Source organism: Streptomyces sp. NPDC127092, from assembly GCF_042722475.1.
Taxonomy (GTDB): domain Bacteria; phylum Actinomycetota; class Actinomycetes; order Streptomycetales; family Streptomycetaceae; genus Streptomyces.
The window spans coordinates 105,261-131,064 of the sequence record NZ_JBHXFE010000015.1 but is presented as its reverse complement, the minus strand read 5'-3'; the positions used below and the strand labels follow the sequence as shown (position 1 = coordinate 131,064).

Annotated in this window: 24 protein-coding genes; 13 read left to right on the top strand and 11 right to left on the bottom strand. The window is 74.1% G+C overall.

The window, feature by feature from the left end:
• Window positions 1-12: 12 nt before the first annotated feature.
• The 3 genes from ACFWJO_RS15340 to ACFWJO_RS15330 form a co-directional block, all read right to left on the bottom strand.
• On the bottom strand, window positions 13-1,665 hold the full coding sequence (locus ACFWJO_RS15340) for an acyl-CoA dehydrogenase family protein (protein WP_386865201.1): 1,653 nt from the start codon (window positions 1,663-1,665) through the stop codon (window positions 13-15).
• Window positions 1,649-2,266: a TetR/AcrR family transcriptional regulator gene (locus tag ACFWJO_RS15335; protein ID WP_386865199.1), complete on the bottom strand. Its 618-nt coding sequence runs from the start codon at window positions 2,264-2,266 to the stop codon at window positions 1,649-1,651. The genes ACFWJO_RS15340 and ACFWJO_RS15335 overlap by 17 nt, the downstream gene beginning before the upstream one ends.
• Window positions 2,267-2,386: 120 nt before the next feature.
• Window positions 2,387-2,974 (bottom strand): TMEM165/GDT1 family protein, encoded by a 588-nt coding sequence (locus tag ACFWJO_RS15330; RefSeq protein WP_386865197.1) that lies wholly within the window; start codon window positions 2,972-2,974, stop codon window positions 2,387-2,389.
• A 332-nt stretch (window positions 2,975-3,306) separates the two neighbouring features.
• Here ACFWJO_RS15330 and ACFWJO_RS15325 point away from each other — a divergent pair, with 332 nt between their 5' ends.
• The 4 genes from ACFWJO_RS15325 (at window position 3,307) to ACFWJO_RS15310 (ending at window position 8,666) form a co-directional block, all read left to right on the top strand.
• Window positions 3,307-3,915, top strand: coding sequence for a TetR/AcrR family transcriptional regulator (locus ACFWJO_RS15325; RefSeq protein WP_386865195.1), 609 nt, complete (start codon window positions 3,307-3,309; stop codon window positions 3,913-3,915).
• Window positions 3,912-5,420 carry an MFS transporter gene (locus ACFWJO_RS15320; RefSeq protein ID WP_386865193.1) on the top strand — a complete coding sequence of 503 codons (1,509 nt, stop codon included), beginning with the start codon at window positions 3,912-3,914 and terminating at the stop codon, window positions 5,418-5,420. Before ACFWJO_RS15325 ends, ACFWJO_RS15320 begins: the two co-directional genes overlap by 4 nt.
• A 1-nt stretch (window position 5,421) precedes the next feature.
• The gene (locus ACFWJO_RS15315; protein WP_386865191.1) at window positions 5,422-6,567 is read left to right on the top strand and encodes a PP2C family protein-serine/threonine phosphatase; all 1,146 of its coding nucleotides are present in this window, start codon (window positions 5,422-5,424) and stop codon (window positions 6,565-6,567) included.
• A 227-nt stretch (window positions 6,568-6,794) separates the two neighbouring features.
• Window positions 6,795-8,666 carry an alpha/beta fold hydrolase gene (locus tag ACFWJO_RS15310; RefSeq protein ID WP_386865189.1) on the top strand — a complete coding sequence of 624 codons (1,872 nt, stop codon included), beginning with the start codon at window positions 6,795-6,797 and terminating at the stop codon, window positions 8,664-8,666.
• A gap of 133 nt (window positions 8,667-8,799) precedes the next feature.
• On the opposite strand, the gene ACFWJO_RS15305 is transcribed toward ACFWJO_RS15310, so the two are convergent.
• The 3 genes from ACFWJO_RS15305 to ACFWJO_RS15295 form a co-directional block, all read right to left on the bottom strand.
• Entirely contained in the window at window positions 8,800-9,384 is a 585-nt protein-coding gene (locus ACFWJO_RS15305) for a nucleosidase (protein ID WP_386865187.1), read from the bottom strand.
• Window positions 9,385-9,483: 99 nt separating this feature from the next.
• Complete coding sequence (locus tag ACFWJO_RS15300; RefSeq protein WP_386865270.1) at window positions 9,484-10,863, bottom strand: VWA domain-containing protein; 1,380 nt, start codon at window positions 10,861-10,863, stop codon at window positions 9,484-9,486.
• Between the two features lie 77 nt (window positions 10,864-10,940).
• Window positions 10,941-11,810 (bottom strand): AAA family ATPase, encoded by an 870-nt coding sequence (locus ACFWJO_RS15295; protein ID WP_386865186.1) that lies wholly within the window; start codon window positions 11,808-11,810, stop codon window positions 10,941-10,943.
• Between the two features lie 236 nt (window positions 11,811-12,046).
• Between ACFWJO_RS15295 and ACFWJO_RS15290 the strand changes: the two genes are divergently transcribed.
• Both ACFWJO_RS15290 and ACFWJO_RS15285 read left to right on the top strand, forming a co-directional pair.
• On the top strand, window positions 12,047-13,198 hold the full coding sequence (locus ACFWJO_RS15290) for a PP2C family protein-serine/threonine phosphatase (RefSeq protein ID WP_386865184.1): 1,152 nt from the start codon (window positions 12,047-12,049) through the stop codon (window positions 13,196-13,198).
• A 126-nt stretch (window positions 13,199-13,324) separates the two neighbouring features.
• The gene (locus ACFWJO_RS15285) at window positions 13,325-13,702 is read left to right on the top strand and encodes a luciferase family protein (RefSeq protein ID WP_384406754.1); all 378 of its coding nucleotides are present in this window, start codon (window positions 13,325-13,327) and stop codon (window positions 13,700-13,702) included.
• A 21-nt stretch (window positions 13,703-13,723) separates the two neighbouring features.
• On the opposite strand, the gene ACFWJO_RS15280 is transcribed toward ACFWJO_RS15285, so the two are convergent.
• Window positions 13,724-14,212 carry a PaaI family thioesterase gene (locus tag ACFWJO_RS15280; RefSeq protein ID WP_384406752.1) on the bottom strand — a complete coding sequence of 163 codons (489 nt, stop codon included), beginning with the start codon at window positions 14,210-14,212 and terminating at the stop codon, window positions 13,724-13,726.
• Between the two features lie 111 nt (window positions 14,213-14,323).
• Here ACFWJO_RS15280 and ACFWJO_RS15275 point away from each other — a divergent pair, with 111 nt between their 5' ends.
• From ACFWJO_RS15275 to ACFWJO_RS15265, 3 genes are all read left to right on the top strand, one after another.
• A complete protein-coding gene (locus ACFWJO_RS15275; protein ID WP_386865181.1) occupies window positions 14,324-14,797 on the top strand; it encodes a winged helix-turn-helix transcriptional regulator in 474 nt (157 codons plus the stop codon).
• Window positions 14,798-14,872: 75 nt separating this feature from the next.
• Entirely contained in the window at window positions 14,873-15,748 is an 876-nt protein-coding gene (locus ACFWJO_RS15270; RefSeq protein WP_386865179.1) for a YhjD/YihY/BrkB family envelope integrity protein, read from the top strand.
• Window positions 15,749-15,902: 154 nt separating this feature from the next.
• Complete coding sequence (locus ACFWJO_RS15265; RefSeq protein WP_386865178.1) at window positions 15,903-16,403, top strand: NUDIX domain-containing protein; 501 nt, start codon at window positions 15,903-15,905, stop codon at window positions 16,401-16,403.
• Between the two features lie 68 nt (window positions 16,404-16,471).
• On the opposite strand, the gene ACFWJO_RS15260 is transcribed toward ACFWJO_RS15265, so the two are convergent.
• On the bottom strand, window positions 16,472-16,996 hold the full coding sequence (locus ACFWJO_RS15260) for a hypothetical protein (RefSeq protein WP_386865177.1): 525 nt from the start codon (window positions 16,994-16,996) through the stop codon (window positions 16,472-16,474).
• 201 nt (window positions 16,997-17,197) lie between these two features.
• Here ACFWJO_RS15260 and ACFWJO_RS15255 point away from each other — a divergent pair, with 201 nt between their 5' ends.
• Window positions 17,198-17,434: a hypothetical protein gene (locus tag ACFWJO_RS15255; protein WP_386865176.1), complete on the top strand. Its 237-nt coding sequence runs from the start codon at window positions 17,198-17,200 to the stop codon at window positions 17,432-17,434.
• Between the two features lie 225 nt (window positions 17,435-17,659).
• Entirely contained in the window at window positions 17,660-18,157 is a 498-nt protein-coding gene (locus ACFWJO_RS15250) for a peptidylprolyl isomerase (protein ID WP_386865175.1), read from the top strand.
• Between the two features lie 127 nt (window positions 18,158-18,284).
• Here ACFWJO_RS15250 and ACFWJO_RS15245 read toward each other — a convergent pair whose 3' ends face one another.
• A complete protein-coding gene (locus ACFWJO_RS15245) occupies window positions 18,285-18,536 on the bottom strand; it encodes a type B 50S ribosomal protein L31 (RefSeq protein WP_386865174.1) in 252 nt (83 codons plus the stop codon).
• 107 nt (window positions 18,537-18,643) lie between these two features.
• Window positions 18,644-21,217 (bottom strand): SpoIIE family protein phosphatase, encoded by a 2,574-nt coding sequence (locus ACFWJO_RS15240; protein WP_386865173.1) that lies wholly within the window; start codon window positions 21,215-21,217, stop codon window positions 18,644-18,646.
• 175 nt (window positions 21,218-21,392) lie between these two features.
• Between ACFWJO_RS15240 and ACFWJO_RS15235 the strand changes: the two genes are divergently transcribed.
• Together ACFWJO_RS15235 and ACFWJO_RS15230 are read left to right on the top strand one after the other, a co-directional pair.
• A complete protein-coding gene (locus ACFWJO_RS15235; RefSeq protein ID WP_386865172.1) occupies window positions 21,393-22,157 on the top strand; it encodes an alpha/beta fold hydrolase in 765 nt (254 codons plus the stop codon).
• A 104-nt stretch (window positions 22,158-22,261) separates the two neighbouring features.
• The gene (locus tag ACFWJO_RS15230) at window positions 22,262-22,582 is read left to right on the top strand and encodes a hypothetical protein (RefSeq protein WP_386865171.1); all 321 of its coding nucleotides are present in this window, start codon (window positions 22,262-22,264) and stop codon (window positions 22,580-22,582) included.
• A gap of 30 nt (window positions 22,583-22,612) precedes the next feature.
• On the opposite strand, the gene ACFWJO_RS15225 is transcribed toward ACFWJO_RS15230, so the two are convergent.
• The gene (locus ACFWJO_RS15225; RefSeq protein WP_386865170.1) at window positions 22,613-25,639 is read right to left on the bottom strand and encodes a protease pro-enzyme activation domain-containing protein; all 3,027 of its coding nucleotides are present in this window, start codon (window positions 25,637-25,639) and stop codon (window positions 22,613-22,615) included.
• Between the last annotated feature and the right edge of the window lie 165 nt (window positions 25,640-25,804).

Sequence of the window (25,804 nt, the reverse complement as noted above, 5' to 3'; positions counted from 1 at the left end):
GGACCGTCGTGACTACGCGCCGGTCGTCAGGGGCGCGCCGCGCTCGATGATCGACGCCGTGTCCACGCCGGCCGGCAGGGTGCCGAAGGCGATGCCCCAGTCGCCGTCCAGCCGCGAGGCGCAGAAGGCGTCGGCGACCGCCGGGTGGCCGTGGCGGACGAGCAGGGAGCCCTGGAGGACCAGCGCGAGGTGCTCGACCAGCCGGCGGGCCCGGTACTGAAGGGCCGTCGGGTCGCCCAGGCCGGCGAGTTCCTTGCGCAGCCGGGCGACGGCCGCGTCCAGCCTGCGGTCGGCGCCGGCCGCCCGGTCCACCTCGGCGAAGAAGGCCTCCACGGCGGCGGGCTGCTTCGCCATCGCGCGCAGCACGTCGAGCGCGGCCACGTTTCCCGAGCCCTCCCAGATGGACGGCAGCGGCGACTCCCGGTAGAGCCGGGGCAGCCCCGAGTCCTCGACGTAGCCGTTGCCGCCCAGGCACTCCAGGGCCTCGGCGGCGTGGGCGGGAGCCCGCTTGCACACCCAGTACTTGGTGACGGCAAGGCCCAGGCGGCGCAGCTGCTCCTCCTCGGGGTCACCGGCGGCCGCCCGGTCCACGGCGCCGGCGAGGCGCATCGCGGCGACCGTCGCGGCCTCCGCCTCGACGGCCAGGTCGGCGAGGACGTTGGTCATCAGCGGCTGGTCGACGAGCCGGGCGCCGAAGGCGCTGCGGTGGGTCGCGTGGTGGACGGCCTGCACCAGGCCGAGGCGCATCCCGGACGCGGAGCTGATCGCGCAGTCCAGCCGGGTCATGTTCACCATGCGGATGATGGTGGCGACGCCCCGGCCCTCCTCGCCGACGAGCCGGCCGAGGGCGCCCTCGTACTCGATCTCGCTGGAGGCGTTGGACCTGTTCCCCAGCTTGTCCTTCAGGCGCTGGAGCCGGATGGCGTTGCGCGAGCCGTCGGGCAGCACGCGCGGCACCAGGAAGCAGGAGAGCCCGCCGGGTGCCTGCGCGAGGGTCAGGAAGACGTCCGACATGGGTGCCGAGGTGAACCACTTGTGCCCGGTCAGCGCGTACGTGCCGGGCTCGCCCGTGGGAACCGCGCGCGTCGTGTTGGCCCGGACGTCCGAACCGCCCTGCTTCTCGGTCATCGACATCCCGGCGATGATCCCGCGCTTCTCCGTCGGGACCCGCAGTCCGAAGTCGTAGTCGGGAGAGGTCAGCAGCGGCTCGTACACGGCGGCCAGCTCCGGCTCGGCGCGCAGCGCCGGAACGGCCGCGTACGTCATCGAGACCGGGCACAGGTGGCCCGCGTCGGCCTGACCCCACACGAACACCTTCGCGGCGCGCGCCACATGGGCACCCGGCCGCCCGTCGGCCCACGGCGCCGCATGCAGGCCGTGCCGGACGGCGACGCCCATCAGCTCGTGCCAGTACGGGTGGAACTCGACCTCGTCGATCCGGTGGCCGTACCGGTCGTGGGTGTGCAGCACGGGGGAGTGGCGCTCGGCGAGCCGCCCCCACTCCTGGGCCTCGGCGTTCCCGGCCCGCACCCCCAGCTCGCGGACGTCGTCCTCCGCCCAGCCGGCGCCCTCGCGGCGCAGCGCCTCGAGGAGCGCCGGGTCGGCCGAGACGTCGTAGCCGGTGAGCGGCGGAACCTGGTTGGTGACCTCATGCGTGGTCGGCATCGGGAACTCCCAGAGCTCGCAGGGTGAAGGTGACCAGTGCGGGGACGGTGCCGGGCCCCGGGGACCCGACCGTCAGAGGGCCGATCAGCGCCTCCGCGCCCGCGCCGACGAGTGCGGAGGCGGTCAGGACGGCGTCCTGGGGAGGCAGTTCGCCGTCCCGCACGCCGGCCGCGATCCGCTCGGCGAAGACGTCGCGGAACGCGCGGCGGAAGACGAGCCGTTCGGCGTCGACGGCCGGGTCGACCGGCTCGGCGAGCAGCGCGTAGGCGAGGCGCGGCGCCTTGAGGGCGCGGCCGGCGAAGGTCTCGATGACCGCCACGACCCGGTCGGCGGCCGTCCGGTGCGTGTCGAGCGCGGCGGCCTCGGAGACGGCGGCCACCTCACGCCGGACGACCGTCCGGAACAGCTCGACGGAGAGCTCCGCCTTGCTGGGGAAGTGGCGGTAGACGCTTCCGGTGGCGATTCCCGCCCGCGCGGCGACGGCGGCCACGGTGCAGCCGGCGTAGCCGTGCTCGGCCAGCAGGCCGAGGCCCGCCTCGACGACAGCGCTGCGCTGTGCGTCGAGACGGGCCTGGACCGCGGGCGTGCGTCGGTAGGGCATGGAAGGAGTGAAGCAGTGATTCACACCTTCAGCAAGGGATCGCCCACCGCTTCCCCGGGAGGTGACGGCCGGCTTCCGCCGCGGCGGAAGCACGAAGGGCCGCGCGGGGCCGGCCGCGAGTCAGCCGGTGAAGATCTCGGCGAGCGACCACACGGCGAGCGCGGCCATGCACACGCCGCCGATCCGCTGCACCGTCTTCAGCGGCACCTTCTTCGCGATGAACCGGCCCGCGACCAGCGCGAGGGCCGAGACGGTCATCAGGGCGGCGGCGGAGCCGACGGCGGTCGACCAGGTGCCGTTGGTGGCGGCCAGGTTGGCCGTGGTGATCTGGGTCAGGTCGCCCCACTCGCTGATGAACACGGCCATGAAGGCGGTGGACCAGACGGGCCAGAAGCCGGTCACGGTCCTGCCGCCGGCGTCCTCCTCGTTCTCGTCGTCCCCGCCGCCGCGCAGCAGCACGAAGGCGCCGAAGCCGAACATGAGGGCCGAGACGAGCTTGACGGTCCAGCCGGGCAGCAGGCCGAGCAGGCTGCCGGCGCCGACCGCGATGGCCACGTGCACGACGAAGGCCGTCGCGGTGCCGAACCACACGTACAGCGGACGCATGCGCGTGCCCATGGCCAGGGACGCGAACATCGTCTTGTCGGGAAGCTCGGCGAGGAAGATCAGCCCGAAGGCGGTGACGATCGCCAAGGGGTCGAGATGCATAACCGGGAGGCTCTCTGCTCGGACCGGGCCCGGGACCGACACGGCGCCTCGGTGGGCGACGGGAGGACCACTCGGCCCGGCATGACGGACCACGCCCACGGAACGCGGACGTGGCGGTACTGCCTGGCCGAAGGTCTCGCCCGCCCGCGCTTCACGCGGACCCGGTCACCGGGAACCCGAGGGCTCCAGTGTGTCGACGACCGGTTCGCAGGGCTACTCCCCTTCGCTGCCGCCCAGTGTAGCGGACGGTGGGGGCGAACTTCGTAGACGATGTCTACGGGGCTGGTCACAGTTGGTAGACAGTGTCTACGAAGATCATGTAGACAGAATCCATGCCTGAAGAGACCCGCTCCGAAGAACCCGGGCGCGCACCCGAGGAAGGCCTGCGCGAACGGCTCGTCCGCACCGGCGTCGAGCTCGTCGACGCCGAAGGCGTCCAGGCCCTCTCGCTCCGCGAGATCGCCCGCCGCGCCGGTGTGTCCCACGGCGCGCCCCGCCGCCACTTCCCCACCCACCTCGACCTGCTCTCCGCCATCGCCCGTGAGGGCTTCCGCGAGCTCGGCGCGCGGGTGGCCGCGGTGACCGAGGACGAACCCCGCGCCCGGATCGAGGCGCTGGCCCGCGTCTACCTCGACTTCGCGGACGGCCGCGGTGGGATGTACGAGCTGATGTTCCGCCACGACCTCCTGGAGAGCGGCCGGCTCGGCCTGCGCGACACGAGCCTCCCGCTCTTCGGCCACCTCGCCGAGCTGGTCGCCCGGGCCCGTCCCGGCACCGCCGAGCCCGCCGTCACCGCCGGCGCCCTCTGGGCCAACCTCCACGGCATCGCCCAGCTCCGGCGCTGGGGCAGCCTCCGGCTCGCGACCGGCACGGACGACGTCACGCCGGTCCTCGCCGCCACGCTCGACGCCCACCTCGGAACCGCGGAGGTCCGCCGGTGACCGGCCGCCTCGGCCGCCGCGTGGCCCTCACCTGCAGCGTCGTCGGCGCCTCCGTCGTCGCCCTCGACGGCACCGTGCTGACCATCGCCCAGCCCGTGCTCCAGCGGGACCTCGGGGCGGACACCGGCCAGGTGCAGTGGACCAGCACGGGATACCTCGTGGCGGTCGCCGGCCTGCTGGTCTTCGCCGGACGGCTCGGCGACCGCTACGGCCACCGGCGGGTCTTCGCCCTCGGCTGCCTCGGATTCGCGCTCGCGTCCGCCGGCATCGCCGCCGCGCCCGGGATCGGCTGGGTCGTCGCCCTGCGCGTGGTCCAGGGCGTGAGCGGCGCGCTGCTCCAGCCCGCCACGCTGGGGATGCTGCGCGGCGCCTATCCGCCGGAGCGGCTCGGCATGCCCGTCGCCGTGCGCACGAGCGCCATCGGGCTCGCCGCCGCGGCCGGGCCGCTGGCGGGCGGCGTGCTCGTCGACGCGTACGGCTGGCGCGCGGTCTTCCTCATCGGCGTCGTGCCCACCCTGGCCGTCGCCCTGCTCTGCCTCGCCGTCCCCGAGCCCGGCCGGACGGCGGGGACGCGGACCGCGGGCAAGGGGACGCAGGACCGGATGCCGGACAGCGGCGTGTCGGACGGCGTGCGGAGGGACGAGCGCGGAGGCGCACGTACGGCGCGCGGGGAAACCGCACGTGTCCCGTCCGTCCGGGCCGCGCTGCGCTCGCTCGACCTGTCCGGCGCCGCTCTGCTCGCCCTCGCGCTCGCCGCCCTCGTCCAGGGGCTCGCCCACGGGCCGGCCGCCGGAACCCTGCCCGCCCTCGCCGTCGCCACGGTCGCCGCCACCGCCTTCCTGCGGCACGAGCGGCGCGCCCCGCAGCCCCTGCTGCCGCCGGAGATGCTGCGCCCCGGTCCGGTCGCCGCCGGTCTCGGCGCCCTGCTCGCCGTCTCCGCCGCCCTCTCCGGCACGGTGTTCACGGCCACGTTCCTCTTCCAGGACTCCCTCGGACTGGACCCGCTGCCGACCGCCCTGCGGATGGTGCCGCTCGCACTGCTGATGATCGTCTGCGCGCCCCTCAGCGCCGTCCTCGCCAAACGTGTCGGCGCGCGGACCACCGCCACCGGCGGAGCCGTGCTGCTGGCCGCCGGCGTGCTGCTGCTCGCCCGGCCGGAGGTCACCGGCTCCGGGTTCGCGACGGGCTCCGCCGCCGCGCTGATCGGCGCCGGCTTCGGGGCCGTCATGGTCACGGCGACCTCCGTCGTCGTCCACCGCGCCCCCGAGGAGCACGCGGGAGTCGCGGGCGGCCTCCAGCAGACCGCGATGAACACCGGCCCCGTCCTCGGCGTGGCCCTGGCGAGCCTGCTCCTCGCCTCCGGCACCGCACTGCCCGCCCTCGCCGCCGTCGCGGCGCTCGCGATCCCGGCCACGCTGTCCCTGCCCCGCGCGGACCGGAAGGCCGGACACGCCCGTGAGGCCGTAACGCCGGGGTCCGCCCCGGCCCCGAACGTACGATCCTGAAATGCCCTCCGCTGGTCACCGCGTTCCCGCCACGACGGGAACGCGCACCCAGTTCACCCTGGGTCTCGCGCTGCCCCTGCTGGCCCTCGCCCTCGTGGTCCTCGCCGACCTCATCACCTCGCAGGGCCAGCACTTCGACCGCCTCCTCGTCATCGGCCCCGCACTCGCCGCCATCACCTGGGGCGTGCGCGGCACCCTCGTCATCGGCGTGCTCGCCATGGTGCTGCGGCTGGTCCTCGGCCTCGTGCAGGGCGACGCCGCCACCGACGTCATCGGCGCCGAACTGGTCCTCGGCGCCGTCATCGCCGCCGCCGTCTGGGTGAGCCAGGTCCGCACGCGCTACGAGCGCGACCTGAGCGAGGTGACCGCCGTCGCCGAGGTCGTCCAGCGGGTGCTGCTGCGCCCGCTGGCACCCCGGCTCGGCCGGGTCGAACTGCACCTGCTGTACGTCTCCGCCGCCGCCAAGGCCCGGATCGGCGGCGACTTCTACGAGGCGGTACGGGTCCCCGGCGCCGTCCGCGTCATGCTCGGCGACGTCCAGGGCAAGGGCCTCGGCGCGGTCGAGACCGCCTCGGTGCTGCTCGGGTCCTACCGCGCCTCGGTGACCGAGGCGCGCGACCTGGCCGGCCTCGCCGACCGGCTCGAAGAGGGCCTGCAGCAGTACGGGGCCTGGGACCCCGACTCCGACGCCGCCGAACGCTTCGCCACCGTGCTGCTGCTCGAACTGCCCGACGACGAGGACGTCGTGCGCCTCCTCAGCTGCGGGCATCCCGCCCCGCTGCTCCAGCACGGCGACCGGGTGCGGCCGGTCACCCTCGCCGACCCCTCCCTGCCGGTCAACCTGGCCGGCCTGTACGCCTCCCGGCACCGCGTCGAGGAGGTGCCGTTCGGGCCGGGGGACCGGCTGCTGCTCTTCACCGACGGCGTGAGCGAGACCCGCGACCGGGACGGCGACTTCTATCCGCTCCAGGAACGCCTCGCCACCTGGGCGGGGGAGCCCGCGGAGCGGGTCCTGTCGCTCCTCCACCGCGACCTCGCCGCGTACGGCGCCGCGGGGCTCGACGACGACGTGGCCGCGCTGCTCGTCGTACGACCGCCGGAACCGGCCGCGGCGCCCGCGCCCGCCGCCCCCGGAGCCGTGCGGTAGCGGGCCGGGCCCGTTCCAAACGTACGAAACCGGGCAGCTGGTGTCGTCCCTGCCCCGGTTGGATGTCTCACGCGCCCTTCATGCGCTCTCTGGTGGCTCTGTCCGCAATGGGCCAGGCTTGCTGACCGTGCGCCGCCGTCCGCATTGCGGACACACCGCGTCCGGGTGACCGGTGGCCGTGGACCGGCGCACGGAACCTCCGGACCGGACGAGAGGAACGGGTGCACGTGCCCGAGGACAACACCTTCAGCTCGATCATCAGCGAAGCCGTGACCGAGGCCGATGTCGCACGGATCGCCGCCCGCGGCCCGTGGGCCGCCGACGGCACCCTCGACCCCGACGCCGCCAGGCTCGGCCAGACGCTGGCCGCCGCGCTGGAGGACGGGACCAGGACGGACCTGCTGCCCGCCGAACTCGCCGAACTGGTCGACCGGGTGCGCGGGCTCGCCCTGCCCGGCTTCCCGCGCATCGAGACCGAGGACGGCATCCGGCTCTCCGCCTTCACCCTCCGCCAGCTCGCGCCCGGCCCCCACCCGCTGGTCGTCATGCCGGCCGGCTGGCAGCCCCTGGGCTGGGCGCTGTTCATCTACGCGTATCTGACCCTGGCCGCCAAGGGCTACCACGTCGTCGCCTACACGCCCCGCGGCCTCGGCATCGAGGGTCTGCCCTCCACCTCGCCGGGCCACATCGACGTCGCCGGGCCACGCGACTGGGCGGACGGCTCGGCCGTCGTCGACTACGCGGTCGAGAACTTCGGCCCCAGCGCGATCGGCTTCCTCGGCGAGTCCTACGGCTCCGGCATCAGCCAGCTGGTCGCCGCCCACGACGACCGGGTCCAGGCGGTCGTGGCCCTCAGCACCTGGGGCAACCTCGCCACGAGCCTGTACGACAACGGCGTGCGCCACGTCGAGGCCGTCAGGACGCTGCTCAGGGTCACCGGCGGCAAGGTCGAGGACAAGTTCGACGAGCCCACCCGCGCGATCCTGGAGAAGTTCCTGGCCGGCCGCGACATGGCGGAGGTGGTCGCGTGGGGCACCCGGCGCGCGCCCCAGTCGTACCTCGCCGAGACCAACGAGAAGGGCACGCCGACCTTCTTCTCCAACACCTGGCACGAGGGCCTGTTCGCGGTCAACCAGGTCCTGGAGACCTTCAACGCCCTGACCGTGCCCAAGCGGCTCAACATGTGGATCGGCGACCACGCCGTGCCCGAGGGGCGCGGCCTGGTCGCGCCGCCCGCCACGCCCGGCGACGTCAACGTCCCGATGCTCGAGGCGTACCAGTGGCTCGACCACCACCTCAAGGGCGAGCGCAACGGCGTGGAGGACTGGCCGGCCGTCAGGAACCAGGTCATGTTCACGTACACCACCGTGCCGGTGCGCGACCCCGAGACCGGGCAGCCGACGGGGGAGAACGAGATCGTCGAAGAGGCCCAACGCGAGACCCACGCCGACTGGTCCGAGGTCACCACCCGCACCGAGCTGCTCGCCCTGACGGGCGGCGGCGCGGGCGGTACGGACGGCGGACTCGTCCCGGCCGACGCGCCGCCCGGCGCCGACGCGGAGACCGTCTGGGAGCGGTCGTTCATCGCGGGCGTGGACACCGAGGCCACCGCGATGGACAAGATCATGGAGACCGGCAGGGCGGAGTGGTCCGGCAACCCGAAGATCTACGACACGCGGAAGATCGACCGCACCCACGCCCTGGTGTGGACGACGGAGCCGCTGACGGGACCGGCCGGCGGCAACGCGGGCCGCCGGGTGCGCGGCGTTCCCGAACTGCGGCTGACCGTCCGGTCCACGGTCGGCGCGGCGACCCTGGTCGCGCACCTCTTCGACCTGGCCGAGGACGGGACGGCCCGGATCATCACCCACGAACCGCTGAACGTCGAGGACCTGACGCCCGGACAGGGCCGTGAGGTCCGCTGGAAGCTGCAGGCCGCCGCGTACGACATCCCCGAAGGACACCGGCTGATGCTGGTGATCGACAGCAAGGACCCGCTGTACGCGGACGTCTCGGAAGAGGTGGCGGCGGTCTGGACGCAGACCACGGTCTCCGCGACCGAGGGCGCCCCGGCGGTGCTCGAACTGCCGCTGGGCTGAGCGGCGGCGCGGCGAGGGGCCGGGGCGGACCGCCCGGCCCCTCGTGCGCCGTGTCAGGCAGCGCCGGACCGGCCGGCGGTCAGGGCTTTCGGGCCGCCGTGCCGGCCGTCGCCGTGCCTCTGGGGACGGTGCCTCAGACGCGGTACGGGGTGTTGGCCTCCGCCCAGTCGGCCAGCGCCCTCGCGCACTCGGCGACCGACTCGCGCCAGCTGCGGGCCGCGCCCTCGCCCGCCTCGTCGCTCACGTGCTTCACCAGCCGCAGCGGCACCCCGGCGCCGACGGCGGCCGTCGCGAGCGCGTAGCCCTCCATGTCCACCAGCGCGGCGCGCAGCGCGAGCCGCTCCCGCGCCGCCTCGTCGGAGATGAAGGCGTCGCCGGTCGCCAGCACCACGTCACCGCCGGCGGGCAGGGTGATCGGCGCCCCGTAGGTCTCGCCGGTGAGCGTCGCGAGCAGTTCGCCGTCGAGGTCGTGCTGGATGACCGTGCCGACGACATGGGTACCGGTGAAGCCCGCGCGCAGCGCGCCCGCCGTGCCGAGGTTGACGACCTCGGAGGGACGCGGCCCGCGCGCCAGGACCGTGGCGAGCGCCGTCGCCGCGTTGACCTTGCCCATGCCCGTCAGCAGCACCGGCAGGTCGGTGTCGAGGTGCTGGGCCTCCTCCTTGACCGCGAGGACGAGCAGGGGACGGCCGGCCGTGATCTCACCGATGAGTTCCATGCGGGCCACGCTACCGCGCACGCCACGATCCGCCCTGCTCGGGCCGCCCGCCCTGCTCGGGCCGCCCGCCCTGCTCGGGCCGCCCGCCCTGCTCCTCGGTCAGACCGGGAGCAGCCGTCCGATCAGCTCGGCGAGCTGCCCGGCGTTGCGGCAGGGGCGCATCTCGACCAGCTCCGCGTAGGCGTGCGCGACGGAGTCGCCGGTGGACCAGAGGGCGGGCTGCTCCGGGTTGAGCCAGTACATCCGGCGGGCCCGGTCCGCGACGAGCTTCAGGGCCGCGAGATTCGGGTCGCTGCGGTTGGTGCGGGCGTCGCCGAGCACGAAGACCACGGTGCGCGGCCCCAGGGCGTCGAGGTAGCGCTCGGCGAACTCGCCGAGCGCCGTCCCGTAGTCGCTCTGGCCGTGCCAGCCGGTCAGCGTCGCCTCGGCGAGGATCCGCTCGCCCAGCCCGGCCGGGTCCGCGCGGCCCCTCGCCACCAGGTCCGTCACCTCGTCGACCCGGTTGACGAACGCGAACACCCGGACCCGGCTGAACTGGTCGTGCAGCGCCTGGACCAGCAGCATCGTGAAGTGCGCGAAGCCCGCCACTGAGCCCGACATGTCACACAGCAGCACCAGCTCCGGCCGCCCCGGCCGCCGTCGCCGCAGCACCGGCCGCACCGGCACCCCGCCGGTCGACAGGGAACGCCGCAGGGTGCGCCGCAGATCGATCTCGCCGCGCGCGGCCCGGCGCCGGCGCGCGGCGAGCCGGGTGGCGAGCTTCCGGGCGAGCGGCCGTACGGTCCGCCGGAGCTCGTCCAGCTGGTCCCGGCCGGCGAGCAGGAAGTCGACCCGGTCCGCCGTGGCCGCCACCGCCCGCCGGGCCACCCGGTCCCGGCCCTGTCGCAGCGCCACCCGGCGGCGGGCTTCCGTCCGCACCCGCTCCCGGAAGTCCTCGATGCGCCGCCGGATCTCGTCGTCGGTCAGCCGGTCGGCGAACTCCGGCACGTCCCCGGGGCTCCCGCCGCCCTCCCCGCTCGCGAGCATCGCCCGGATCCGGGCCAGCAGCGTCTCGGGGCGGAGCCGGGAGAGCGTCTGGTACGAGGACCAGCCGTCCGAGCCGGGTGCCGTGCCGTACCCGCCGAGCGCCCCGACGGCCTCTGCGGCCAGTGCGTTCAGCGCCGTGTCGTCGCCTGCCGCGAGGGCGGCGGCCAGCCGGTCGCGCAGCCGTGCCGGTCCGGAGGTCGGCTCGCCCGCGGAGCCGTCGCCGGCCGGCGCTCCCGGCTCGTCCTCCTCGGCCCGTCCCTCGACCGCCGGGAAGTACAGGTCGAAGACGTGGTCGAAAAGCCTTCGCTGTGCCGCTCCGTGGAGCAGCGTCGCGGCGAGCGCCTCCCGCATCCGTTCCCGGTCGTCGAAGCCCACCGCCGCGAGGGCGAGCCCCGCGTCGACCGTCTCGCCCGTTCCGATGCCGAGGCCGTGCGCCCGCAGCGCCCGCACCAGGCCGGTGACCCGGTCGCCCGGGCCACGGGAAGCCGGTGCGTCCGCCGGGTCCGGCCGGTCGTTCGGGAGAACGGCGTTCACATCGTGTCCAGGTCCAGCTTCGCGGCCGCCTTCCGGATGTCCTCCTGGTGCTTGAGGATCACCCCCAGGCTGTCCCGCACGACGTCCTCGGAGAGCGTGTCCGCGCCCAGCGCGAGCAGGGTGCGGGCCCAGTCGACGGTCTCGGCCACCGACGGGGCCTTGCGCAGGTCCATCGCGCGCAGGGCGCCGACGACCCGCACGACGGACGCCGTGAGCGCCTCGTTTATGCCGGGCACCTTGCTCCGGACGATCCGCCGCTCCAGCTCCTCCTCGGGGAAGTCGATGTGCAGGAACAGGCAGCGACGGCGCAGTGCCTCGGAAAGCTCCCGGCTGGCGTTGGAGGTGAGGACGACGAAGGGCCGGCGGGTGGCGGTGATGGTGCCGAGTTCCGGCACGGTCACCTGGAAGTCGCTGAGGACCTCCAGGAGCAGTCCCTCGACCTCGACGTCGGCCTTGTCGGTCTCGTCGACGAGCAGCACGGTCGGCCCGTCGGAGCGGATGGCGGTGAGCAGCGGCCGGGACAGCAGGAACTCCTCGCCGAAGATGTCCGTGCGGGTCTCGTCCCAGCTCTCGTCACGGCCCGCGGTGATCCGCAGCAGCTGCTTGGCGTGGTTCCACTCGTACAGGGCGCGCGCCTCGTCCACGCCCTCGTAGCACTGGAGCCTGACCAGGCGCGCCCCCGCGACCGCGGCGACCGCCTTCGCCAGCTCCGTCTTGCCCACACCGGCGGGCCCCTCGACGAGCAGCGGCTTTCCCAGCCGGTCCGCGAGGAAGACGGTGGTGGCGACGGCGGGCGAGGCCAGATAGCCGGTCGCGGCGAGGCGCTCGGCGACGTCGTCGACGGAGCTGAAGTACCCGGTCGTCATGACTGTTCCCCCCGGTGTGCCCTGGGTTACTCGCTGGTAGCCGCAGCCTAGCGCTCGGAACGTCCACCCGGCACGAGGAACAGCAAGGGCCCGCACGGACCGGGCCACGGCCTCACCGAGGGTGACCCGGCGCTGATCCGGGGGGTGCCGCGCGCGGGGTGGACGGGCCGCTGATGGAATGGAGGGACGTGAACGGGTGTGGAGGTGCGGTGTCCGGACGAGCGGGGGAGCGGTCCTTGCCGGCGGGGGAGTACGAGGCCGTCCTGGCCCGGCTCGACGCACTGGAGCACGCCGCTGCCGAGATAGGCACCAGGCCCGAGGAAGGGGCCATCTGCGCCGAACTCGCCGAGTTCCTGGTGCGCCGGGTCGCCGACGCCGCCGCCGTCGATTTCCAGCCGCAGCCGCAGGAGGAGGGCGGGTCCGCCACCGGCCTCGCCGTCACCGCCGGGAAGGGCGCCCTGCTCGACCGGCCCCCCGCCGGCCCCGGGGACGACGAGGAGCGCACCGGCGCCGTCCTGGTGCTGCCGCTGCGCACGCCGCAGGGCGAGGACATGGGCCAGGTCCGCGTGGCCCGGGCCGCCGGCGGCTTCTCCGCGCACGAGACGGCCGTGGTCGCCCACGCGGCACGGCTCGCCGCCGTCCACCTCGGGCACGCGCGCCGGCTGACCGCCACCGAGGCCACCGCGCTGCACCTGCAGCGCGCCCTGGTCGCGGAGCCGGGCCGGCCGCACCCCAACCTGGAGATCGCGGGCCGCTATCTCCCCGCCGGCCCGCGCACCCTCGTCGGCGGCGACTGGTTCGAGACGGTACGGCTCCACTTCGGCCGCAGCCTCCTGGTCGTCGGCGACGTCATGGGCCACGGCCTCGACGCCGCCGTGGACATGAACGCCTACCGGAGCGCACTGCGCGAGGTCGCCGCGTCCGACCTGCCGCCGCACCGGGTCCTGCGCCAGCTGGACGCCGTCGTGGCCGAGGACGAGGGGCGGCGGCCGGCGACCTGTCTGCTGATCCAGGTCGACCCGGCGCGCTCCACCGCGACCTTCGCCAGCGCGGGGCACCTCCCGCCGGTCGTCTTCGCCGCCGACGGCTCGGCCGAACTCGTCGAGCTGCCCGTCGGGCCGCCGCTCGGCACCGGACTCGGCGGTTACGAGCCGGCTGTGCGCGCGCTCGCCCCGGCCGACACCCTGCTGCTGTTCACCGACGGCCTCGTCGAACGGCGCGGCGAGGACATCGACGTCTCGCTCGACCGGCTCGCCGCGCTGCGGCTGCCGCCGGGCTCAGGGCCGGAGCAAGTGGTCGACGAGGTGCTGCGCCGACTCGACGCGCACACGGCCGAGGACGACGTCGCGGTGCTCGCCGCGCGACGCCGCGAACGCCCTCAGGAGTGACGCGGAAGCACCAGGGCGTGACGTGAACGCACCACGGTGTGACGCGAGTCGACGGGTTTCACGCACGGGCCGGATTATTTCCGCCGGACGCTTGTGCCGCCCCGTCCGGCGCGGCACGCTCCTCGTATGAACACAGCCAGGCACGCCAGTGAACGCCTGATGAGCTGGCCCTCGCTGATCGCCGACCGCGCGCCGTGCGGCGCCGAGCTCGGACTGCGCACCGCCACGCAGGAGATCGTGCACTTCCACGGCGAGCACGAAGCCGACGTCCACCTCACCCGCGCCATGATCGCCCGGCTGCGGCCGGCCCTCCTCGGATCGAGCGCGCTGCGACTGCGCGCCGGTTCCGGCTGGGTGACGGTCCGTCTGGACGCGGGCTCGGACATCGACCTGCTCGCCACCCTGGTCAGTGCCGCGCTCCAGGCCACCGGCGCCCCCTATCCCGCCGACGACCTCGCTCCCGACCACTGCACCCGCACCGGACGCCCGTTCGTCTGCTCCTGACCCGGGCCGGACCGGTCCGGCTCAGGCCATGGGGAACAGCATGCACGTGCTGGTCGCGTGCCCGAGCAGCCGGTCCTGTCCGTCGTAAAGCCCCGCCTCGGCCAGCGCCGTTCGGCGGCCCCGGCTCAGCACCGTGCCGATCGCCCGCACCTTGCCGGTGTCCCGCGTGATCGGGCGCAGGAAGCGGGTCGACAGGTCGAGCGAGGTGTACCCCATGCCCTGCGGCAGCGTGGAGTGCACGGCGCAGCCCGCCGCCGAGTCGAGCAGGGTCGCGTAGACGCCTCCGTGCACGCTCCCGATCGGGTTGTAGTGCTCCTCGCCCGGCTCGAAGGAGAAGACCGCCCGGCCGTCCTCGACCTCGTCCAGGGCGAAGCCGAGCAGCGCGCCGAGCGGCGCGGCGGGAAGGCGGCCCTCGGCGATCGCACGGAGGAAGTCCAGACCCGCCATCGTGCCGGCGGCCGCGGCGGTGGCCGCCGCGTCCTCCCAGCGCACCGTTCGTGTCCGCTCCATCACTCTTCCCTCCGCCGGGGGGCGCGCGCCCGCCATCTGACTTCGAAGATCGAAGCTAGATGTTCGGCCGGCTGACTGTCAACGCCGCAGTCAGCTCGTTAGAGTGGGACGATGGAGTGGCTGGAGATCGACACCGAGAACTGCCCGGTCCGCCGCGCGCTGGACCTGGTGGGAGAGAAGTGGTCCCTGCTGATCCTGCGGGACGCCTTCAACGGAGTGCGCCGCTACGACGACTTCCGCCGCCACCTCGGACTCTCCGAGGCGGTCCTCGCCGACCGGCTGCGCAAACTCGTCGCCGCCGGCATCCTGCGCGTCGAGCCCTATCGCGAACCCGGCGCCCGCACCCGCTCCCAGTACCGCCTCACCTCCAGGGGCCGCGACCTGTGGCCCGTCCTGCTCGCCCTCAAGCAGTGGGGCGACACCCACGCCGCCGACCCGGCCGGCACCCCGCTGGACATCCGCCACTCCGACTGCGGCGCGCCCGTCCGCGTCGAGGTCGTCTGCACCGGCGAGGAGCACAAGCCGCTCACTCCCTTCGAGGTCACCGTCCGCCCCGGCCCCGCCGCCCGCCCCGTCCGGCACTGAGCCTCCGGCGGCGGGTGCACCCGTTCGGCCGCATGCCGGACGGGTTCCGCCGGCCGGCGGGGTACTCGACGAGGCATGCCCCCCACTTCCGGTGCGCCGCGCGACGGTGCCCCCGCCGAGCACGGCCACTGGTTCCACCGGCTCCACGTCCGCGTCCTCGCGTCACCGGTCGGCCTCGTCTGGAACCGCGGCCGCGAGGTGGAACTGATGCACCGCGCCATGGGGTTCGCCGCGCTCAGCCTCCTCACCCTCGTGCCCCTCCTCATCGTGGTCGCCGCCGCCGACCTCGCCAGCGGCCAGGGCTTCGCCCGCTGGCTCGTCCAGGGACTCGGCGTCTCCGAGGTCTCCCAGGAGGAGGTCGAGCGGCTCTTCGGCCAGCCGGGACAGGCCCTGCAGCGCACCACCGCCTTCGGTCTCGCCGCCCTCGCCGCGTTCGGCGTCACCTTCGGATCGGCCGTGCAGACCGGATACGAACGGGTCTGGGACCTGCCCACCGCCCGCTGGCACACCATGTGGCGCCACGTGGTCTGGCTCGCCGTCCTCGTCGCGGCACTCCTCCTCTTCGTCGCCGGCCCGGTACCCGAACACGCGTCGGCAGCCGTCACCATCCTCGTCGCCGTCGGCGACGTCGTCGGCACCTTCCTCTTCTTCTGGTGGTCGCAGCGCTTCCTGCTGTGCGGCCGCATCCGCTGGCGCGCCCTCGTCCCGGGAGCCGTCCTCACCGCCCTCGGCCTGCTCGGCCTGCGCGTCTTCTCCCAGCTGGTCTTCTCGCCCCTCATCGCCTCCAACGCCGTGACCTACGGCCAGTTCGGCACGGTCCTCGTCCTGCAGTCATGGCTCGTCGGCGTCGGCTTCGTCGTGTACGGAGGCGCCCTCGTCGGACGGCTCGTGCACGAACGGCTGGTGGAGCGCCGGCTGCTCCGCGAACTCCCGGACCCCGGCGACCGCTGACCGGCACAGGTCCCGGCGCCGGCCGGCTGCCGGCGTCCTGGGCCGAGGTGATCACACGATCCGGTGACGCCCGTGCGGGGGGCCCGACGGGGCCGGTCCGACCGCTTGGATGGTGGTGATCGTTCTGCCGCCCTCGACGAGAGAGAGCCGCCCCATGACCCACGCCTGGCTGCCGCCCGCCGAGTACATCGCGACGCTGCCGAGAGCGACCGCGTACGCCTGCCTCTACTTCACGGACACGCGCGGGCGCCCGTTCCAGCTCCTCGCCACCCAGGCGTCCGAGCACTGGCAGTGGCCCGGCGGGAACATGGATCCGGGCGAGACCCCGTGGGAGACGGCCCTGAGGGAGTGCCGCGAGGAGACCGGCCTGGTCTTCGCCGGCGAACCACGGCTCCTCGGCACCCACTTCACCTGCGACCGAGGCGAGGACTGGCCGGCCAACCACATCGGCTTCATCTTCGACGGCGGGGAGCTGACCGACGAGCAGATCGACGCCGTCGTCCTCGACCCGGAGGAGCACAGTGCCTACCAGGTCCGCTCGCTCGCCGAGTGGGAGCGGGAGATGACCCCGCCGACCTTCCGGCGGCTGGCCGCGATCGACCGGGCCCGCCGGACCGGCGAGACCGTCTACCTGGAGACCACGGACCCTTCCTGACCCGGTCCCGTTCCGGAGAGGGGGCGGTGGCCGGCCCCGGACCGGCCACCGCCCGTGGCGGTCGCGGCTCAGCCGCGGCACACGGGTGCGGGATGGGCGACGTCCAGCACGAAGCGCTCGGGGGAGTGCAGGACGAAGGTCTTGTAGAAGGGCTTGACGTGGAAGGCGGCTCCGACGGTGACCACGCCCTCGAAGTCGCCGGTCAGGGCGACACCCTTGAGGGCGGGAAGATGGATCTTCAGCAGCCGGGGTCCCTTGTAGACGGACTGGCCGGCATCGTTGTGGGCGGCGGCGGGCGAGAGCTTGATCTCCAGGAAGTACTTCCCGGCGAGCGGCACCTTCTGGCCCGAGCCGTCGTAGCGCAGCACCTTCACCGGAGTGACGCTCACCGGGGGCATCGTGCCCCGGACGTCGATGACCAGCCGGTCGAAGGTGGGGTGGCCGCCCCAGCGGACGTTCACGACCTGGGCCATGGCCGGCGGGGCCGTGGTGCGGGTCGGGGCGGCCGTGGCACCTGCGGGGATCGTGGCGCCGATCCCGGCGGTGAGGAGGATGCCCGCGGCAGCGGCCGCGAGGCTCTGACGGTGAAGCATGGCGTCCCCCGGGTTCCTCGTGCGATGGGGACAGTGGTGTCACTGGGGAAGACATCCATCACGAAAGGATGGTTCCGCCGGAATGGTGAAATTTCCTACTGTCATGCATTATGCGCCGCATCGGGCCGGCCGGATGACGGCGTACGGAATCGGTGCGGGCGGCACCCGTAACCTCGACGGCCGTGCGCAGTTGACCCGGGCATGAAGAAGCGCAGCATGCTCGCCATCGCCTCCCTCGCCGCAGGCGTCGTCACGGCCCTCGTCACCCCGCCCCCGAACGCCTCCGCCGCGGACTCCGGCGGTGCGGTCGGCGGCGTCACCGGCCTGCTCCAGGAGGACCAGGGTGTCGGTTCCCTCCTGGGCGACACCGTCGAGGGCGCCGGCGACGTCCAGGCCCCGCAGGTGCCGGAGGCACCCACGACCGGCGGTCTCCTCTGACCATGGAGTCCCCGCGGCTCACCGGCTGACGTGCTCCACGCGCTGCGCGCACGCGTACGCCACGTACCTCGTGGACCGTCCGACGTTCCCGTGCCCCGTACCACCCGTGAAGGGGGTACGGGGCACCCGCGTGTGCGCCGCTCCCGCCTGTCCTCATCCCCCGCCGACACCCGAGAGGGGCAGGCCCGTGCGCGCGCGGTGGCTGAGGAATGACAGGATGTCCCCATGAGCAACAACGTTTTCTTCGACATCACCATCAACGACGAGCCGGCCGGCCGCATCGTCTTCAAGCTCTTCGACGACGTCGTCCCGAAGACCGCCCGCAACTTCCGTGAGCTGGCCACCGGCGAGCACGGCTTCGGCTACGCCGGCTCCCCGTTCCACCGCGTCATCCCGCAGTTCATGCTCCAGGGCGGTGACTTCACCAACGAGAACGGCACCGGCGGCAAGAGCATCTACGGCGAGAAGTTCGCCGACGAGAACTTCGACCTCAAGCACGACCGCCCGTTCCTGCTCTCGATGGCGAACGCGGGCAAGAACACCAACGGCTCGCAGTTCTTCATCACCACCATCGTCACCGACTGGCTCGACGGCAAGCACGTCGTCTTCGGCGAGGTCGTCGAGGGCCAGGACGTCGTCAAGAAGGTCGAGGCCCTGGGCACTCCCTCCGGCCGCACCAAGGCCGAGGTCCGCGTCGCCAAGTCCGGCGTCGTCGAGGCCTGATCATCCGGAGGCCGGCCTCGCACGACACCGGCCCGACCGCACGGCCGCCCCGGCCGTCGACCACCGCCCCCGCGCCGGGTCCGGCCGGGGGCGGTCGCACGACCGCGGCCCTCGCCGGCACGGCGGATCAGGCCTCGTCCTCGCCGTAGCGGCGCTGGAACCTGGCGACCCGTCCCTCCGTGTCCACGGTCCGCGCCTTGCCCGTGTAGAACGGGTGGCTCTCGGACGAGATCTCGACGTCGACCACCGGATACGTCTCGCCGTCGTCCCACTCGATGGTCTGGTCGCTGCTCGCCGTGGACCGGGTCAGGAAGGCGAACCCGGCCGCCCGGTCGCGGAACACCACGGGCCGGTACTCCGGCTGCTTGTCCTGCTGCACATGTCCTCCTCGGACGTGGTGAAGGGGGCCGGCACCGCACGTCCCCCGCTCCGCCCAGCGTCTCCGGGCAGCGCCCGGACAACCAGCGCCGTACGACCGACCGGGCGTCACCCGGACGGGTGGGAACCCCAGCGGGCCGCCAGGAGCAGGGCGATGTCGTCGGGCCGGTCGGGGGCCTGCCGAGCCTCCCGGATCAGCCGGTCGGCGGTGTCGGCGAGCGGAGCCGTGCCGGTGGCCGCGAGGGTGCGGCGCAGCCGCTCCACGCCCTCGTCGATGTCCGTGCCGGGCCGCTCCACCAGACCGTCCGTGAACAGCGCCAGCACGTCGCCGGGTTCGAGCCGCAGCCGCGTCACCGGATAGCCGGCCGCGCCGTCCACGCCGAGCACCACGCCGCCCGCGAGTTCCACCACCTCCGTGCCGCCGCCCGCCCGGCGCAGCAGCGGCTGCGGATGCCCGGCCCGCGCCGCCTCCGCCTCGCCGGTGCGCGGGTCGAGGACGACGTAGCAGCAGCTCGCGAACTGGCCCGGATCCAGGTCGATGAGCAGCCGGTTGGTGGCCCGCACCACCTCCTGCGGCGGGTGCCCGCTGAGCGCGAACGCCCTTACCGCGCTGCGCAGCTGACCCATCGTGGCCGCCGCGGCCACCCCGTGGCCCTGCACGTCGCCGATGACCAGGGCCAGCCGGCCCGGACCCGTCGCCACCACGTCGTACCAGTCGCCGCCCACGTCCATGCCCTGCGTGCCCGGCAGGTACCGGCCGACCGTGTCCACGCCCTCGTACACCGGCAGCCGGTGCGGCAGCAGCGCGTCCTGCAGCCCCCGGGCCAGCGCCGACTCGGAGTCGTAGCGCTGCGCCCGCTCGAGGGCCTGGGCGATCAGGCCGGCGAGCGCCGTGAGCACCGTCCGCTCCTCGGCGGTGAAGCCGCGCGGCTTGTCGAAGCCGAGGATGCACGAGCCCACCGGCCGGCCCGAGGCGATCAGCGGCAGGAAGGCCCGCGCACCCGTGTGCGCGTCCAGCGGCATCCCCGGATAGGCCGCGCCCAGCTGGTCCATCGACTCGAAGAACAGCGGCCGTCCCGTCGTCAGCGTCTCGACGCCCGGCACCCGGGCGTCGAGACCGACCCCGTCGAAGGGCTCGAGGAAGCCCGTCGGGAAGCCGGTCTCCCACGCGAGATAGAGATGCCGCTCGCTCAGCAGATAGATCGCCAGCTGCCGTCCGCCGAAGGCCGGCAGGAGCTCCTCGGTGACCACCGCCGACACCTGACGGGCCGTCACCGCCTCGGAGAGCGCGATGGCGAGGGCCACCGGACGGTACAGGGCCGCCGCCCGCCCCTCGGGCGGGGAGAGACCGTCACCCTCGTCGGCACCGGCCGGAGCGCTCCGTGGCCCGCCCTCGGCCGGGTCGCCCGCGGCCAGGTCGCCCTCCGGGACCAGCACCAGGGTGACCCCGTCCCGCCCCGGATAGAGCGAGACCGACAGCCATGACCCGTGCCCCGGATGCGCCAGGAAATGGATCGGCTGGTCCGACAGCAGGGAGCCGCGCAGCTGCTCCTCGTGGTACGGATGCGCGAACCACGGCACCGCCTCCCACAGCGGCCGGCCGGCCAGGGCGCCGCGCGCCACGCCCAGCAGGGCCTCGGTGCGCTCGTTGACGTACGTGATCCTCCCGAGCCGGTCGATCGCCAGGATCGCCCGGGGCAGCCGGTCCGTGGCGTCCGAGCCGACGAGCCCGGTCCCCAGGTCGACCAGGGACCCGGTCAGGACGTGACCGTTCCGGCCGTCGGCGAGGGGCCGGGCGGTCACCTCCAGCAGGTGCAGACCGCCGTCCGGGCCCTTCAGCCGGATCCGGCGCGCCGCGGGACCGCCGGAGTCCGCGGCCTGCCGGGCCAGCGCTCCCAGGGCGTAGGCGTCCTCGGGGACCAGCCGGGCGGTCAGCGACTCGACCGTCCACGGCAGCGGGTCGGGCACGCCGAGGATCTCGCGCAGACCCGCGTCCGCCGTGAGCGTGCCGGAATCCAGGTCCCAGTCGAAATAGCCGATCCGTACGCGCGGCCCGGTCCTGGTCGGCAGCTGTACGGACACCGGCTCGCCCGGCCACTCCACCCGTGTCCCGCGGGCGGCGAGCGCGCCGAGCGTCACACCGAGCCGGCGCGCCTCCTGCATCATCCGGCTGCGGTCGCGCGCGTCCACCGGCACCCCGGGCGTGGGCGTGCGCAGCACCACCAGCACCCCGTACCGTTCCCTGCCGCCGAGCACCGGCGTGTACAGCGAGGCGAACGGGAACGGCAGGCTGGCCACCAGCTGGGGAAACAGCCGCATGGCCTCCTCGACGTCCCCCAGGTGCACCGGCTGGCCCGACCGGTGCGCCTCGGCCACCGGGAACGGCCGGTTCTCGTGCATCCGCCACCACGGCCGGAACAGCGGCCCGGGAAGCCCCGCGAGCACGGCCAGCCGCAGCAGCCCCGAGGTGCCCGATCGCAGATAGACCCCGCCCGCGTAGCCGCCGGCCGCCTCGACGGCCCGCAGCACCGACTCCGCGAGGACGGCCGTCAGGGCGTCCGCCGCCCACCCGGCGGCGCCCGGCTCCGGGCGCGCGGGCCCGGTCTCGGCCGACGGGGCGGTGCCTGCCGCGCCGTTCGAGGTCACACAGCCAGCATGCTCCCGCCCGGAAGGGCACCGCATCCGGAGTACCCGCGGTACGGACGCCCGGACGCCGCGCCGGGTCCCGGCGAGCCCCGTCCGCCGGTACCCGGAACCACCCCTAGGGGGCATTGACCCGGCCCGGGCGGCTCGCGAGACTCGGCGTCGGCTGCCGCGGCGGGCGCGCAGTCCCGACACCTCGTGACCAGGGGGCATCATGACCGGCCGGGTTCTTCCGTACGACGTCCAGGGCAGCGGTCCGCACCGGGCCCTGGTGCTGCACAACTGGTTCGGCGACCGCAGCAGCTTCGCACCGCTCCGCGAGCACCTGGACGAAGCCACCGGGTCCTACGCCTTCCTCGACTGCCGCGGCTACGGGGAGGCGATCGACGCCGACGGCGCGTACACCATGGAGGAGGTCGCCGCGGACGCCCTGGCCGTCGCCGACGACCTCGGCTGGGACACCTTCTCCGTCGTCGGCCACTCCATGGGCGGCAAGGCCGCCCAGCTGATGCTGCTCGACGCGCCCGAGCGCGTGCGCTCCATCGTCGGGATCTCCCCCGTCTCCGCGGCCGGCTTCCCGCTCGACGAGGACACCTGGGCGCTCTTCGCCGGTGCCGCCGAGAACCCCGGCAACCGCCGGGCCATCATCGACAACACCACCGGCGGCCGCTACGACGACGCGTGGCTCTCGGCCCTCGTGGACCGCTCCCTGCGCCGTTCCTCGGCCACCGCCTTCCGCGCCTACCTCGACTCCTGGTCGCGCACGGACTTCCACGAGCGGGTCCGCGACAACCCGGCGCCCGTCCTGCTCGTCGTCGGCGCCCACGACCCGGCGCTCGGCGCGGACGCCATGGAGGCCACCTGGCTGCGCTGGTACCCCAACGCGCGGCTCACGGTCCTGCCCGAGGCCGGTCACTACGCACCCGAGGAGACCCCGAAGGAGCTCGCCGACGCCATCGAGGCCTTCCTGGCCGCCTGACGCGCGAGCCGGCGCGCGACCGCGCGCGGCGCCGGGGAGACTGGTCCGCAGCGGGCGGGCGCGGAGGGACCGGCCGCAGACGGCGCGGAGAGGTGGTGCACGGCATGGTCCTGGCCCTGACGGCGGCGGTCGCGGCGGCGCTGCTGGTGTGCCGCCTCGCCCTGCGCGAGCGCGCCGCCCCGGGCACCGCCCGCCGCGCCCTCGCCTTCACCCGCGACCGGCGTGCCCTGGCCGCGGGGCTGCTCGCCGGAGTGCTGCTCGCGGGTCTCGGCTGGCGGGCGGCCGGTCCCGGCGCGCTCGCCTGGGCGGCGCTCGCGGCGGTGCTGGTCGCGGCCCTGACCTCCGGATCCGGAGACGGCGAGGGCCCCGCCCCCGGCGCTCGCGCGACGGGGACGGGGCCCGGGGGCTCCCGCGATCAGGAGTGACGCGTCAGGTGACACGTCACGGGTGACGCCTCAGGAGTAGTAGCCGAACAGGTCGGCGATCACGTGGACCGTTCCGGTGTTCGCCCGGAAGTCGATCTTCCCGTTGACGACCGGCACGGTGACGAGGTTGGCCGTGGTCTGCCCGGTCGTCCAGTTGAGGTTGGACGCGTTCGGCAGCGTCGTGCCGTCGGGCCACACCGTCAGGAAGCCGTTGCTCGTCGGCGCGGTGGCGGTCACGTTGAGGACGACCGCCTTGGCGTTGGCCAGCGTGTGACCGTCGTTCAGGTTCAGCGCCAGCGGCGTGCCGCCCTTGAGCGGCGTGGTGCCGGAGGTGCCGAGCGCGTAACGGGTGTCGAGCAGTCGGGCCGGGCCCGCGGTGTGGAAGGTGCTGCCCTCCGCGCCCGGGGTGTAGTAGCCGAAGACGTCGGCGATGAAGTGCACGGTGCCGCTGCCGGCGTTGTACAGGTTCACCTTGCCGTCGGCGCCGATCGGGAGGACCACCGCGTTCGGACGGGTCTGGCCGGCGAGCCAGTTGATGTTCGACGAGGTGGGGCGCGTGGTGCCGCTCGGGTAGGCGATCAGGTGGCCGTTCGACGTCGGCGAGGTGGCCGTGACGTTGAGGACCACCGCGGTGGCGCCCGTGGCCGGGACGCCGCCGGCGCCCGCCACCGTCAGGGAGACGGTGCCCTTGCCGGCGACCGGGGAGGTGCCGGCGCGGCCGATGGCGTTGCGGGTGTCGAGGATGCGGGCCGGGCCCTTGGGCACGTAGGTGGAGCCCTCGGTGCCGGTGGTGAAGTAGCCCGAGATGTCCGCGATCAGGTGGACGGTGGAGCCGCCCGCGTTGTACAGGTCGACCGAGCCGTCCTTGCCGACCGGGACGGTCACCAGGTTCGGGACGGTCTCGCCCTTCAGCCAGTTGATGTTCGACGAGGCCGGGCGGGTGGTGCCGCTCGGGTACGCGATCAGGAAGCCGGGGCCGGCCGGCGCGGTGGCGGTGACGTTCATGACGACCGCGGTCACGCCGGACGCCGGGACGCCGCCCACGCCGGTCACCTTCAGCTTGACGGTGCCCTTGGCCGGGACCGGCGCGGTGCCGGTGCGGCCGATGCCGTAGCGGGTGTCGAGGATGCGGGCCGGGGCGAGCGCGTCGAAGGTGCTCGCGGGGGAGGGGGCGACGGCCTTGCAGAGGCCGGCGACGATCTCGCGCCCGTTCGGGGTGCCGAGGCCGGTGGCCAGGTCGAAGCCGGTGCCCGCCTGGTAGAGACCGCTGAAGTTGCCCGACTTGGTCAGGTTGGTGTTGCCGGTGGTGACGTCACGGAAGGCCGTCGCCGGCAGCTGGTACAGCGCGCGGTGGACGGCGCCGACCGGGCCGTTGGCCTGGCACGCCAGGTCCTGGTTGGCCTGACCGAGCAGCGCGGACCAGACCGGCGCGGCGCCGCTGGTGCCGCCCATGACGCCCCAGTACTGGCCGCCGCCGAAGGCGATCGGGTAGCCGGTGGCCGGGTCGGCGACGCCGGCGACGTCCGGGAGCTGACGGCAGGTGGTGTCGGCGGGCGCCGTGCAGAGGTCGCTGTAGCCCGCGCCGGTGCGGCCGGCCTGGAAGCCGTCCGACGGGACGGTGAAGCCGCGCGAGACACCGCCGCCGGAGCCGGACCACGTGGTCTGGTTGGAGACGGAGGTCTGCATCGTGGTGCCGCCGACCGCGAGGACGTACGGCGAGGCCGACGGGAAGTCGACGACCAGCTGGTCCTGGTCGGGAACCTCGGGGTGCGGGGTGCCCTCCTCGTCGATCGGCAGGTAGCAGCCGGTCGAGCCGCTGTCGCCGGAGGCGACGACGACGGTCTGGCCCTGGGCCGCGGCCTGCTGGAAGATCAGGTTCTGGGCGGACCGGGCGTCGGCCGGCGTGTGGATCTCGCACAGACCCCAGCTGACCGAGACGACCTTGGCGCGGTTCTCGGTGACGATCTGGCGGTACGTGGCCGTGGCGTCGGTCCAGGTGTTCTTGCCCTGGTAGACGAGGATCTTGGACTGCGGGGCGAGACCGATGATGGTCTGGACGTCCAGCGCGGTCTCCAGGCCGGCGCCGGTGCCGAACGGGTCCACCGGCTCGGTCGGCCCGCCGTTCACGCGGACGGCGGTCACGGGCACCCGGGTGCCGTGGCAGCGCTGGTACTCCGCGATGTCCTTGGGGTCGTAGTTCTCGAGCGCGTAGACCGCGATGGTGGCGCCGGTCTGCACGTTCGGCTGGTTCGCCATGTTGTACTGGACGGCCAGCGAGCGGGCGCTCCAGTAGTCCTTGGTGTCGTACAGCGCCGGGTACGCGGGGTCGCTCGCGTCGGCCAGGTAGTCCTTGACGTCCTGACACATCGTCGGGGTCGTGCCGGTGAGCCGCGGCCGCAGGGCACGGGTGTCCGTGGCCGTCTGCTTCTTGCGGTTCCCGCCCTTGACGCCGGTGTTGCGCGGCTTGTACGAGTCCAGGGTGTTCAGACCGACGACGGTGCGCACCTCGTCCGCGACCCGGCCGTCGAAGGCGGGGGCGGCCGTGTTGAGGTGGCCGGTCGTGCCGTCCTTCAGCTTGTAGCCGTCGAACTCGGTCCGGAAGGCCTTGGCCGCGCCGGCGACGGTCGTCCTCACCGGCAGGGTGAGGCCGTCGGCCTCCAGCTCGCCGACGGTGAGGCCCTTGGCCTCGAGGCCGGCGCGCACCTCGCGCACCGTCTCCGGCTCGGCGCCGAAGACCTTCGCGAACTCGCCCGTACCCAGGTACTGGCGGTAGCGCGGCGAGCCGGGGGTGGAGACCTCGGCGACGAACCGCTGCAGCGCGGCCGGGTCGCGGGGCTCAAGGACGACGCTCAGGTCGAGCGTCTCGCCCGGGGCCGGGTCGGCCGTACGGACGGCGCCCTTCGGCGCCTTGGGTGCCGCTCCGACCCGCTGCGGGCCCGGGTCCTTCGCCGGGCCGGCCGGCGCGGCCGAAGCCGGGACGGCGGCCGCGGTGACGGCCAGGGCGGCGACGGCGGCCGCACCCCATCTGAATGCCTTGCTACGGGCGGTTCCGCCCATGCACACGCTCCCTCTCACGATCCGCGTCGCGCGCGGCCGCGGGCAGCGGGCAGCCCGGAAGGAGCAGCGAAGGTGGAACCCGGGCACGGCGCCACAGCGCTCCGAGCCCGTCCAGCGTGAAACCCCCCCGGTGCCGTCCGCGCGCACTCGCAGGCGGCAGAGCGA

Excerpts from the sequence above, each read along its gene's own strand:
- ACFWJO_RS15340 (WP_386865201.1), bottom strand. The coding sequence starts at position 1,665 with ATGCCGACCACGCATGAGGTCACCAACCAGGTTCCGCCGCTCACCGGC.
- ACFWJO_RS15335 (WP_386865199.1), bottom strand. The coding sequence starts at position 2,266 with ATGCCCTACCGACGCACGCCCGCGGTCCAGGCCCGTCTCGACGCACAG.
- ACFWJO_RS15330 (WP_386865197.1), bottom strand. The coding sequence starts at position 2,974 with ATGCATCTCGACCCCTTGGCGATCGTCACCGCCTTCGGGCTGATCTTC.
- ACFWJO_RS15325 (WP_386865195.1), top strand. The coding sequence starts at position 3,307 with ATGCCTGAAGAGACCCGCTCCGAAGAACCCGGGCGCGCACCCGAGGAA.
- ACFWJO_RS15315 (WP_386865191.1), top strand. The coding sequence starts at position 5,422 with ATGCCCTCCGCTGGTCACCGCGTTCCCGCCACGACGGGAACGCGCACC.
- ACFWJO_RS15305 (WP_386865187.1), bottom strand. The coding sequence starts at position 9,384 with ATGGAACTCATCGGTGAGATCACGGCCGGCCGTCCCCTGCTCGTCCTC.
- ACFWJO_RS15295 (WP_386865186.1), bottom strand. The coding sequence starts at position 11,810 with ATGACGACCGGGTACTTCAGCTCCGTCGACGACGTCGCCGAGCGCCTC.
- ACFWJO_RS15285 (WP_384406754.1), top strand. The coding sequence starts at position 13,325 with ATGAACACAGCCAGGCACGCCAGTGAACGCCTGATGAGCTGGCCCTCG.
- ACFWJO_RS15280 (WP_384406752.1), bottom strand. The coding sequence starts at position 14,212 with ATGGAGCGGACACGAACGGTGCGCTGGGAGGACGCGGCGGCCACCGCC.
- ACFWJO_RS15275 (WP_386865181.1), top strand. The coding sequence starts at position 14,324 with ATGGAGTGGCTGGAGATCGACACCGAGAACTGCCCGGTCCGCCGCGCG.
- ACFWJO_RS15270 (WP_386865179.1), top strand. The coding sequence starts at position 14,873 with ATGCCCCCCACTTCCGGTGCGCCGCGCGACGGTGCCCCCGCCGAGCAC.
- ACFWJO_RS15265 (WP_386865178.1), top strand. The coding sequence starts at position 15,903 with ATGACCCACGCCTGGCTGCCGCCCGCCGAGTACATCGCGACGCTGCCG.
- ACFWJO_RS15260 (WP_386865177.1), bottom strand. The coding sequence starts at position 16,996 with ATGCTTCACCGTCAGAGCCTCGCGGCCGCTGCCGCGGGCATCCTCCTC.
- ACFWJO_RS15255 (WP_386865176.1), top strand. The coding sequence starts at position 17,198 with ATGAAGAAGCGCAGCATGCTCGCCATCGCCTCCCTCGCCGCAGGCGTC.
- ACFWJO_RS15250 (WP_386865175.1), top strand. The coding sequence starts at position 17,660 with ATGAGCAACAACGTTTTCTTCGACATCACCATCAACGACGAGCCGGCC.
- ACFWJO_RS15240 (WP_386865173.1), bottom strand. The coding sequence starts at position 21,217 with ATGCGGTGCCCTTCCGGGCGGGAGCATGCTGGCTGTGTGACCTCGAAC.
- ACFWJO_RS15235 (WP_386865172.1), top strand. The coding sequence starts at position 21,393 with ATGACCGGCCGGGTTCTTCCGTACGACGTCCAGGGCAGCGGTCCGCAC.
- ACFWJO_RS15230 (WP_386865171.1), top strand. The coding sequence starts at position 22,262 with ATGGTCCTGGCCCTGACGGCGGCGGTCGCGGCGGCGCTGCTGGTGTGC.
- ACFWJO_RS15225 (WP_386865170.1), bottom strand. The coding sequence starts at position 25,639 with ATGGGCGGAACCGCCCGTAGCAAGGCATTCAGATGGGGTGCGGCCGCC.